At 69.4% G+C, this 9,863-nt stretch carries 12 protein-coding genes; 2 read left to right on the forward strand and 10 right to left on the reverse strand.

Going from position 1 to position 9,863, the window contains the following annotated elements; all coding sequences use genetic code 11:
• The first annotated feature begins 3 nt into the window (after positions 1 to 3).
• Positions 4 to 960, forward strand: coding sequence for an aspartate carbamoyltransferase catalytic subunit (locus ABB34_RS00800; protein WP_057639335.1), 957 nt, complete (start codon positions 4 to 6; stop codon positions 958 to 960).
• Positions 961 to 1,008: 48 nt separating this feature from the next.
• Here ABB34_RS00800 and ABB34_RS00805 read toward each other — a convergent pair whose 3' ends face one another.
• The 3 genes from ABB34_RS00805 to ABB34_RS00815 form a co-directional block, all read right to left on the reverse strand.
• Positions 1,009 to 1,809, reverse strand: a complete 801-nt coding sequence (locus tag ABB34_RS00805) for a carboxylesterase family protein (protein WP_057639389.1) — start codon at positions 1,807 to 1,809, stop codon at positions 1,009 to 1,011.
• 79 nt (positions 1,810 to 1,888) lie between these two features.
• On the reverse strand, positions 1,889 to 2,155 hold the full coding sequence (locus tag ABB34_RS00810) for a hypothetical protein (RefSeq protein WP_057639336.1): 267 nt from the start codon (positions 2,153 to 2,155) through the stop codon (positions 1,889 to 1,891).
• Between the two features lies 1 nt (position 2,156).
• Positions 2,157 to 2,405 (reverse strand): helix-turn-helix domain-containing protein, encoded by a 249-nt coding sequence (locus ABB34_RS00815; RefSeq protein ID WP_057639337.1) that lies wholly within the window; start codon positions 2,403 to 2,405, stop codon positions 2,157 to 2,159.
• Between the two features lie 146 nt (positions 2,406 to 2,551).
• On the opposite strand from ABB34_RS00815, the gene ABB34_RS00820 reads away from it, so the two are divergent.
• Complete coding sequence (locus ABB34_RS00820; RefSeq protein WP_057639338.1) at positions 2,552 to 3,340, forward strand: hypothetical protein; 789 nt, start codon at positions 2,552 to 2,554, stop codon at positions 3,338 to 3,340.
• Positions 3,341 to 3,398: 58 nt separating this feature from the next.
• On the opposite strand, the gene mgtE is transcribed toward ABB34_RS00820, so the two are convergent.
• From mgtE to ABB34_RS00855, 7 genes are all read right to left on the reverse strand, one after another.
• Entirely contained in the window at positions 3,399 to 4,760 is a 1,362-nt protein-coding gene (gene mgtE / locus ABB34_RS00825) for a magnesium transporter (protein WP_057639339.1), read from the reverse strand.
• A gap of 274 nt (positions 4,761 to 5,034) precedes the next feature.
• On the reverse strand, positions 5,035 to 6,756 hold the full coding sequence (ptsP, locus tag ABB34_RS00830; protein WP_057639340.1) for a phosphoenolpyruvate--protein phosphotransferase: 1,722 nt from the start codon (positions 6,754 to 6,756) through the stop codon (positions 5,035 to 5,037).
• Between the two features lie 37 nt (positions 6,757 to 6,793).
• Positions 6,794 to 7,063, reverse strand: coding sequence for an HPr family phosphocarrier protein (locus tag ABB34_RS00835; RefSeq protein WP_057639341.1), 270 nt, complete (start codon positions 7,061 to 7,063; stop codon positions 6,794 to 6,796).
• Entirely contained in the window at positions 7,056 to 7,448 is a 393-nt protein-coding gene (locus tag ABB34_RS00840; protein WP_057639342.1) for a PTS sugar transporter subunit IIA, read from the reverse strand. The genes ABB34_RS00835 and ABB34_RS00840 overlap by 8 nt, the downstream gene beginning before the upstream one ends.
• A 120-nt stretch (positions 7,449 to 7,568) precedes the next feature.
• Positions 7,569 to 8,447 carry an RNase adapter RapZ gene (gene rapZ, locus ABB34_RS00845; RefSeq protein ID WP_057639343.1) on the reverse strand — a complete coding sequence of 293 codons (879 nt, stop codon included), beginning with the start codon at positions 8,445 to 8,447 and terminating at the stop codon, positions 7,569 to 7,571.
• Positions 8,444 to 9,394 (reverse strand): HPr(Ser) kinase/phosphatase, encoded by a 951-nt coding sequence (gene hprK, locus ABB34_RS00850; RefSeq protein WP_057639344.1) that lies wholly within the window; start codon positions 9,392 to 9,394, stop codon positions 8,444 to 8,446. Before hprK ends, rapZ begins: the two co-directional genes overlap by 4 nt.
• Complete coding sequence (locus ABB34_RS00855) at positions 9,391 to 9,843, reverse strand: PTS sugar transporter subunit IIA (RefSeq protein ID WP_057639345.1); 453 nt, start codon at positions 9,841 to 9,843, stop codon at positions 9,391 to 9,393. The genes hprK and ABB34_RS00855 overlap by 4 nt, the downstream gene beginning before the upstream one ends.
• Positions 9,844 to 9,863: the final 20 nt, after the last annotated feature.

The raw sequence follows: 9,863 nt of genomic DNA on the forward strand, positions 1-9,863 counted from the left end.
GCCATGACCGCCACCGCCCCGCAACTCGATTCCGATGGACGCCTGCGCCACCTGCTGACCCTGGAAGGGCTGCCGCGCGAGCACCTGCTGCAGCTGCTGGACCGCGCCGGGCAGATCCGCGACGCGGCGGTAGGGCGGGTTGGCAACAAGCGCAACGTGCTGGCCGGCACCGCGGTGTGCACGCTGTTCTTCGAGCCCTCCACCCGCACCCGCAGCTCGTTCCAGCTGGCCGCGCAGCGGCTGGGCGCGGACGTGCTGAACTTCGACGCCTCCACCTCGTCCACGCGCAAGGGGGAAACCGCCACCGACACGCTGCGCAACCTCGAAGCGATGGGCGTGCGCGGCTTCGTCGTGCGCCATCCCGACGACGGCGCCGTGGCCGAACTGGCCGCCGCCGCGGGCGAGGGCACCGCGCTGGTCAATGCCGGCGACGGCCGCAGCGCGCACCCCACGCAGGGCCTGCTGGACATGCTGACGTTGCGCCAGGCCAAAGGCGCGGATTTCTCGAAGCTGAAGGTGCTGATCGTCGGCGACGTCAAGCACTCGCGCGTGGCCCGCACCGACCTGCATGCGCTGCGCACGCTGGGTACCGGCGAAATCCGCGTGTGCGGCCCGCAATCGCTGCTGCCGGATGATGACACCTTGAAGGGTTGTGTGGTCGGCAAGGATTTCGACGCCATGCTCGAAGGCGTGGACGCACTGATGATGCTGCGCCTGCAGCGCGAGCGCATGGAGGAAGGGCTGGTGCCGTCGCTGGAGCAGTACCACGCGGACTATGGCTTGACCAATGCCCGCCTTGCCCGTGCCGGCAAGGACGCGGCGGTGCTGCACCCGGGGCCGATCAACCGCGGCGTGGAAGTCACCGACGAGGTGGCCGACGGCCCGCAATCGTGGGTGCTGCGCCAGGTCTGCAACGGCGTCGCCGTGCGCATGGCGGTGCTGGAGACGCTGCTGGGCTGAGGATGGCGGGGCAGTGCCGGCAATGGCCGGCACCGGCTCCCGCCCGGTTCAGCGTTCCTGCGCGAACAGCCATCGCCACAGCGCCGGATCGGCGTAGGTGGCATCCCATGCGTTGTGGTCGCCCTGCGGGTATTCGGTGTAGCGCGCGTCGCGGGCGTTCGCCGCCTGGAAGGCGTCGCGCAGGCGGCGGTCGTCGTCCGGCGGCACCGCCTCGTCCAGTGCGCCGTGGAAAATCCAGATCGGCACGTCCTTCAGGCGCTGGGCCAGTGCGGCATACGGGTCGCTTTCCTGCGCCAGTGCTTCGACCATCAGGCCGGGGCGTTCGCTGCGCGGGGCGCGGATGCCGCCGCAGATCGGCACGATGGCGGCGAAGCGCGTCGGTTCGGCCAAGGCGATGTTCCAGCTGCCGTAGCCGCCCATCGACATGCCGGTCAGGTATTGGCGCGCAGGGTCGGCGGCGAACTCGGCGATTGCCGCGTCGAGCGCGGCCAGTGCCAGCCGGTTGTTGCGGTCGCTCCATTCTTCGCCCTCCGGTGCCTGCGGCAGCACCGCCAGCGCGGGGAAATCGGCGGCATGGGTGCGCAGGTAGGGGCCAAGCCCCGCCTCGGTCTGCTTGACGCCGTCGCGCCCGCGTTCGCCCGAGCCATGCAGGAACAGCACCACCGGCAAGGGGCCGGACCTGCGCGCGGATGCGGCGGGGACGAACACCTGATAGGGCATGCGCGTGCCTTCCAGCTCGATGCTGCGGGCAACGAAGCGGCCTTGGCCGGCGTCGGGCAGCGAAGCACAGGCGGCCACGAGGGCCGGCAGGGCAAGCGCGAGGGCAAGGCGGGTGAGCGGGCGAAGCAACGGGAGTGCCATGACGGATTCCGGTTCGGGGCCACCGACATCCTAGCGGGCTGCCGCGGTACCGGCAGCCTGCATGGCATCAATGCGGAGGCGGGGCGCTGGCCAATATCGCCAACTGCTCCTGCGCCTCGGCATTGCCGGCCGCGGCCGCCGCCTGCACCCGGGCGAGGTCCGGGTGCAACACCACCAGCAACGGGAATTCGCATTGCGGGCAGGCGTACTCGCTCTGCTCGTCGTGCAGTTCCATTTCCATCTGCCGGGAGTCGCCCTGCCAGTCGCAGGCGGGGCAGGCGTGGCGCTGGCCGCGCCAGCCGGGCTGGTAGTAGTCGGTGACGGTGGTGGTCATGTCAGGTCGCCGGAGCGTCATCGCGCAACAGATCGACGATATCCACTTCCAGCGCAGTGGCCAGCCGGTCCAATCCATCGATGCTGATGTTGGTCACGCAGCGCTCCAGTTGCGACACGTAGGTGCGGTGGAAGTCGGCCAGCTCCGCCAGTTGTTCCTGGCTCAGGCCGCGTTCGTTTCGCAAGGCCCTGATGTTGCGGGAAATGCGCTGCCGGGCGGTGCAGGCAGGCGGGGGCGCGGTCTTGACCATGCCGGCCAGAGTCAGCGACTACCGCTTGACGATCTACAGCGTATCAATCTACTGCGTTTGAATCCCTATACTTGAATGCAGGCCACGCCGGTCATGGCCGGGGCACTGCCGGTTCAAGGGGCATCAATTCACAAGGGGACAAACGCATGAAGATGGAAATCAGGGCCGTTTGCGCGGGCGCGGTGGTGCTCGCGGCGATGGCTTGGGTACAGGACGCCCACGCGCAGCGTTCGCCGTGGTGGGAGCGACAGAAGGCGGCGCAGGCAAGCGAGGCCACGTCCGTCGCGCAGGATGGCTCCGCGCAACCGGCAGTGCAGCAGCCGTACCAGCCGTATGTGCCTGCCGTCCGGCGGGAAAAGATCGAAGGGCCGGGCTACACCTACATCGAGGCTGGCGCCGCTCGCGTGGACGTGGACATGTACGACGTCAGCGAGAGTGGCAATGGCGGTTACCTGCGCGGCTCGCTGGCCATCACCGACGATCTCTACCTGTTCGGCGGCTACGACCGCGTGGCGAAAAGCTGGAGCGTGGATGCCGAACACGCCAAGGTCACCATCGACCAGGCAGAGTTCGGTCTGGGTGCGAGTGTTTCGCTTTCCCGACGCGTGGATTTCACCAGCGAGCTGTCGCTGCTGCGGTTGGGCGGCAAGCTGGATTACAAGGACCGGGACTACCCCGAGGACGACTTCAGCGGCAGCGACTACCTGTATGCCGGCAAGCTGATGCTGGGTATCCGCGCAAGGCCGGTGTCCAACCTGGAGCTGTGGGCCAAGGCCGGCTACCTGCGCGTGGACGACAACCTGCTGATCGACGATTCGGCGGTCGGCAACGTCGGCATCCAGTACCGCTTCACCCCGACCTGGGGCGTGGTGGGCGAAGCGGAGTTCTACGAGGACGTGCGCTTCTACCGGCTGGGCGTTCGCGCCAGTTTCTGATCGCCGCAAGCCGGTGCATGGAGCCGGAGCCCTTCGCGGGGTTCCGGCTTTGCTTTTATCAGTGCAGCAGGATCATCGTGGCCAGGCCGAGGAAGGCGAAGAAGCCCATCACGTCGGTGACCGCGGTGACCACCACGGTGCCGGCGACGGCCGGGTCGACGTTCATGCGCTTGAGCATCAGCGGCAGCAGTACGCCGGACAGGGCGGCGGCGCAGAAGTTGATGACCAGTGCCAGGGCGATGACCAGGGACAGCAGCAGGCTGTGGAACCAGAGGAAGGCGACCACGCCGACCAGTGCGCCGATCAGGGTGCCGTTGATCAGCGCGACCCGCATCTCCTTCCACAGCAGGATGCGGGCATTGCTCGCGCCCACCTGGCCCAGCGCAAGGCCGCGCACCATCAGCGTCAGCACCTGCACCGCGGCGTTGCCGCCGACGCCGGCGACGATCGGCATCAGCACCGCCAGCGCCACGACCTTCTCCAGCGTGACCTCGAACTGGCCGATCACGCTGGCGGCCAGGAAGGCGGTGCACAGGTTGATGCCCAGCCACACCACGCGGCCGCGCACGGCGCGCTTGATCGGCGAGAACAGGTCCTCTTCCTCGTCCAGGCCGGCGGCGCCCAATGCCTGGTGCTCGGCCTGCTCGCGGATGATGTCGATCACGTCGTCGACGGTGATGCGGCCCAGCAGCACGTTGCCGTCGTCCACCACCGGGGCCGAAACCCAGTCGTTGTCGGAGAACTGGCGCGCGACCTGCTGGGCCGAGGCATCGACGTGCAGCGATTCGAGTTCGTCGTCGATCAGCTTGTTGATCGGCGTGCCGGGGTCGTGCGTGATCAGGTCCTGCAATGCGACCCAGCCGATCAGCTGGTGGCGGCGGTTGACCACGTAAAGATGGTCGGTGTGGTCGGGCAGTTCGCCGCGCAGGCGCAGGTAGCGCAGCACCACGTCGATGTTGACGTCGGCGCGCACGGTGACCACGTCCGGGTTCATCAGGCGCCCGGCGCTGTCCTCGGGGTAGGACAGCACCTGCTCCAGCCGCTCGCGGTTCTCGCGGTCCATCGACTTGAGCACTTCGTCGATGACGGTGTCGGGCAGGTCCTCGACCAGGTCGGCGAGGTCGTCGATGTCCAGGTCCTCGACCGCGGCGATGATCTCGTCCGGGTCCATGTCGGCCAGCAGGCTCTCGCGCACCTCGTCGCCGACGTGGACCAGCACCTCGCCGTCGTCCTCGGGATCGACCAGCCCCCACACCACCTCGCGCTTGCCCGGCGGCAGCGATTCGAGCAGGTTGCCGATCTCGGCCGGCGCCAGCGTGTTGACCAGCCGCCGCACCGGCCCGAGCCGACCGCTGTCCAGCGCGTCGGAAAGCATGCGCAACTGGCGTGCGGTCTTGTCGTGGCGGACGGCTTCGGCCATCGGAACTCCGGGGAGGGGGAAGGGGAAAGGACGCGGTCCGGTGCAGGATGCGGCGACGGAGATGTTCGGCGCGTCATTATCACGCGGCGACGTTTCAGTGCACACCCTCGCGGATGCGGTGGTGCCGGCCGCTGGCCGGCAACTGCAATGGCAATGATCGTGAGGCTGCCGGCCAGCGGCCGGCACTACCGTGGGTCAGGGGCACGGTGCAGGAGCGCACCTTGGTGCGTGATGTGGCCTCCCCGGTAATGCCCCTCGCGCACCAGGGGGGGGCCTATGTGGTTGCCTGGATCATCCAGCGTTCGATGCCGCGGCGATCGCGCAGCGCCAGCAGTTTCGGCGCGAGGGCGCGCAGGTCGGCCAGCCTGCTTTCGCGGATGGCACGGCGCACTTCCAGCAGCGTGGCCGGGTGCAGGCTGAGTTCGGTGAGCCCCAGCGCCAGCAGCAGCGGGGTCATGCGCGCATCGCCGGCGATTTCGCCGCAGACCGACAGCGGCACGCCGTGCGCGCGCGCGGTTTCGACCACCTGTGCCAGCAGCCGCAGCAGCGCCGGATGCAGCGGCGAATACAGTTCGCTTACCGCTTCGTTGTTGCGGTCGGCGGCCAGCAGGTATTGCACCAGGTCGTTGGTGCCGATGGAGAGGAAATCCACCTGGTCGATGAAGCTGTCCAGCGCCAGCGCCGCGGCAGGGACCTCGATCATCGCCCCGACCGGCACGTGTTCGGCCAGGGCGTGGCCTTCGGCGCGCAGGATGCCGGCGAGCTTGACGATGCGGCGCTTGATGGCGAGCACTTCCTCGCGGGTGCTGACCATCGGCACGAGGATGCGCACCGGGCCGTAGCCGGAGGCGCGCAGCAGGGCGCGCAGCTGGGTATCGGCGACCTTGGGGCGGGCCAGCAGCAGGCGGATGCCGCGCAGGCCGAGCGCGGGGTTTTCCTCGCTGCCCAGCGCCAGCCCGGTGCGGTCGGCCTTGTCCGCGCCGAGGTCGAGGATGCGGATGGTGACCGGGCGGCCGCTCATGCCCAGCACCGCGTCGCGGTAGCTGTGGAACTGTTCTTCCTCGTCCGGCAGCGCATTGCGCTGCAGGAACAGGAATTCGGTGCGGTACAGGCCCAGCCCGTGCGCGCCCAGCGCATGCGCCTGCGCCACGTCCTCGCGCGATTCGGCGTTGGCCAGCAGGGTGATGTCCGCGCCGTCGAGGGTGCGGCTGGGCTTGGAGCGCAGGTGGCCCAGCTCGCGCTGCTCGCGTGCCAGTTCGCGCAGGCGCTGGCGGTACTGGCGCAGGTCGTCGGCGGCCGGGTCCAGCACCACCTCGCCGCTGCCGCCGTCGACGATCAGCACGTCGCCGTCGTTGATCCGGTGCAGCACGCCGCTGGCGGCGACCACCAGCGGCAGGTGCAGGCTGCGGGCCAGGATGGCGCTGTGCGACAGCGGGCTGCCGGCGCTGCTGACGATGCCGACCACGCCCTGCGCCTGCAGCTGCGCCAGTTCGGAAGGCGCCACGTTCTCGCAGACGAGGATTTCGCCGGCCAGCCCCTTCACGCTGGCCGGACGCTTGTGCAGGAAGGCGTTGATGCGGCCGATGACGTGGTCCAGGTCGTCCAGCCGGCTCTTGAGGTAGTCATCCTCCATGCCCTCGAACACCTGCGCCAACTTGTCGCGCTGCACGCGCAGGGCATAGGCGGCGCTGTAGCGGTGGCTGCGGATCAGCTCGTCCAGCGCGAACAGCAGTTCGGGATCGTCCAGCAGCATGGCGTGCAGGTCGAGGAACTCGCCGACCTCGGCCGGCAGCGCACCCTGCAGGCGCTGGCGCAGCTCGCGCATCTCGGTGCGCGCGGCCTCGATGGCCTGGTGCAGGCGCTGCAGCTCGGCATCCACCGCATTGGCGGCGATGCGCTTTTCCCCGACGTCCTGGGTGGGAGGCAGGCGTACCCGCGCGCGCCCCAGCGCGCTGCCGCGCGAGGCGCCGTGGCCCTGCAGGCGCAGTGCGCTCATGCGGCCACGCCGGCTGGACGGGCGGGTCCGGCGGCCATCAACTGTCCTCGTCGAAGCGGCGTTCGAACAGGGCGGCGACCGCGTCGAGGGCGGCGGCTTCGTCCTCGCCGTCCACGCGCACGGTGACCGGCGTGCCCTGGCCGGCGGCCAGCAGCATCACGCCCATGATGCTCTTGGCGTTGACCTCGCGGCCCTTGGCCACCAGCGTGGCGTTGGCGCGGAAGCCGGACAGCAGCTGCACCAGCTTGGCGGTGGCGCGGGCGTGCAGGCCGAGGCGGTTGGATACGGTGAGTTCGCGTTCAAGCATCGTCGATGATGGCTCCATTGCGGGCGCCCGCCGCGGCGGTGGCGGGCAGTTGGTCCAGTCCCTGTTCCGGATAGTTCATTACCCGCAGCAGCATCGGCAGGCTCAGTGCCGACACCCGCCGCACCGGCGTGCCCAGCCGCGCCAGCCGCGCGGCCAGGTTGCTGGGGCTGGCGCCGTACAGGTCGGTCAGCAGCAGCACGCCGGCTTCGCCCTCCACCCGCCGCAGTGCCGCCGATGCCTGTGGCAGCAGTGCGTCGAGGTCGGCGTCGAACGGTACTTCGAAGGCTTCGGCCTTCAGCGGCAGTTGCCGCAGCAGGCGCGTGGCCACTTCCAGCAGGGAAGCGCCGACGCCGGGATGGGTCACGAGGAGAATGCCGCAGGTCATGGTCGAACGTTAGCAGGTCGGAAGGCAGAAGTAAGGCGTCGGGAGGAGGGAAACAAGGGCGTGCGCCGGTCTTTCGCGGTGCCGTTCCCGCTTCCCGTTCCCGCGCTCACCCCGGCCCGGTCATTCCTGTTCGCGGTGGAACGTCGCCACGTCCGGCCAGCCCTGCGCGCGGGCATGCCGGGCCATGCGTTCGGCCAGGTACACCGAGCGGTGCTTGCCGCCGGTGCAGCCGAAGGCGATGGTGACGTAGCTGCGGGTCTCGCTGCCCAGTTTCGGCAGCCAGGTGTCGAGCAGGTCCTCGAGCTGGGCGACGTAGCGGGCCACTTCGGGCTGGGCGTCGAGGTGCTCGCGCACCTGGCGGTCGCGGCCGGTCAGCGGGCGCAGCTCCGGGTCCCAGTGCGGGTTGGGCAGCACGCGCGCGTCGAACACGAAGTCGGCCTCGGCCGGCACGCCGCGCTTGTAGGCGAAGGATTCGAACAGCAGCGACAGGTTGTTGCTGTGGCTCAGCGCGTGCTCGGTGATGATGTGGCGGCGCAGCTGGTGCACGTTGAGCCGGCTGGTGTCGATGATGGCGTCGGCTTCGCGGCGCAGCGGCGCGGTCAGTTCGCGCTCGCGGGTAATGGCCTCGGGCAGCGACAGGCCGAGGTGGCTGAGCGGGTGCCGGCGGCGGGTGTCGGCGTAGCGGGCCAGCAGGGTGTCGTCGTCGGCCTCGAAGAACAGCAGGGTGGCGTCGATGTCGTGGTTGCTGGCGGTCTGGCGCCACTGCCCGAGCTGGCTCAGGTCGCTGCGCCCGCGCACGTCGATGCCCAGCGCGATGCGCCGCGGGCTTTCCTTGCCGGGTTCGCCGAGCACCCCGCGCACGAACTCCGGCAGCAGGTTCACCGGGATGTTGTCCGAGCAGTAGTAGTCCAGGTCCTCGAAGGTCTTCAGCGCCACCGACTTGCCCGAGCCGGACAGGCCGCTGACGATGACCAGCAGCGGGTGCGGCTGCGCGTTCATGGGGTGCGCTGCTCCAGCAGGTTGCTGTGGCGGGCGATGAACATCGCCGCCGGGTCGATGCCCTTGGTGCGCAGGATGTGCAGGCGGGTGGCCGCCTCGGTGAGCACCGCCAGGTTGCGGCCGGGCATCACCGGCAGGGTGATCAGCGGCACGTCCAGGTCGAGCACATGGCGCTTGCCGGAGTCGCCGGTCAGGCGTTCGTAGCCATAGGTGCCGGGCTCGGTCATCGGCTTGGTCAGGTGGACGATGAGCCGAAGGTACTTGTTCTTCTTTACAGCCGTGTCACCGAACATCTGGCGCACGTTGAGCACGCCCAGGCCGCGCACTTCCAGCAGGTCCTGCAGCAGCTCCGGGCAGGTGCCGTCGAGCACGTCCGGGGCGATCTGGGTAAATTCCGGGGCGTCGTCGGCGACCAGCCGGTGCCCGCGGCTGAGCAGTTCCAGCGCCAGTTCGCTCTTGCCCGAGCCGGCCTCGCCGGTGATCAGCACGCCGATGGAATAGATCTCCATGAACACGCCATGCAGGATGATGCGCGGCGCCAGCGTGCGGGCCAGGTGGTAGGAGATGTGGTTCAGCAGTTCGTGGCCGCGCCGCGGCGAGCCCCACAGCGGGGTCTGCGATTCGTCGGCGGCCGCGCGCAGGTCCTCCGGGCAGCCGTGGTTCTTGGTGACCACCAGCGCCAGCGGGCGGGCGTGGATGATGCGTTCGATCACTTCCCAGCGCTGGCGCGAATCCAGCGAGTCCAGCCAGCTCAGTTCCTCGGTGCCGAGGATCTGCACCTTGTTCGGGTAGATGGTGTTGAGGTAGCCGGCCAGCGACGGGCGCCGCGCCACGGTGTCGCCGGCATCCAGCTCGCGTTCGCCGCCGGCCTGGCCCGCGATCCAGCGCAGTTCCAGCTTCTCGCGCTGCTGGTCGAACAGTTCGCGGGCGGTGATGCGGGTGTTCATGGCGCGGGGGTCCGGGGCGGGTGGTCGAGGATCCGTTTCAATGCATCGCCGTCGGCGGCCGCGCGCAGGGCGTCGCGGACGTGGGCGTCGGAAAAGATTTCCGCCAGCTCCGACAGCAGCATCAGGTGCTGGTGGGTGTAATGCTCGGGCACGGCCATCGCGAACACCAGGTCCACCGGTTCGCTGCCGCCGAAATCCACTGGCCGTTGCAGCCGCAGCAGCACGCCGCGGGGGCGTTGCAGCGTCGACGAGCGCCCGTGCGGGATGGCGATGCCGTGGCCGATGGCGGTGCTGCCGACGCTTTCGCGCTCGCGCAGGCTGTGGAACAGGGCGTCTTCGGCGGCTTCGCGGCAGGCGAGCATGCCGGCGGCGGCACGCAGGGCGCTGTCACGGTCGGCGGCCGCGAGTACCCGGGTACTCACGGCCGCCATCAGGTCGTTCAAGGGCATGGAGGGGACTGGCGGTGGCT

Origin of the sequence: Stenotrophomonas daejeonensis (genome assembly GCF_001431505.1) — a bacterium.
Taxonomy (GTDB): Bacteria; Pseudomonadota; Gammaproteobacteria; order Xanthomonadales; family Xanthomonadaceae; genus Stenotrophomonas; species Stenotrophomonas daejeonensis.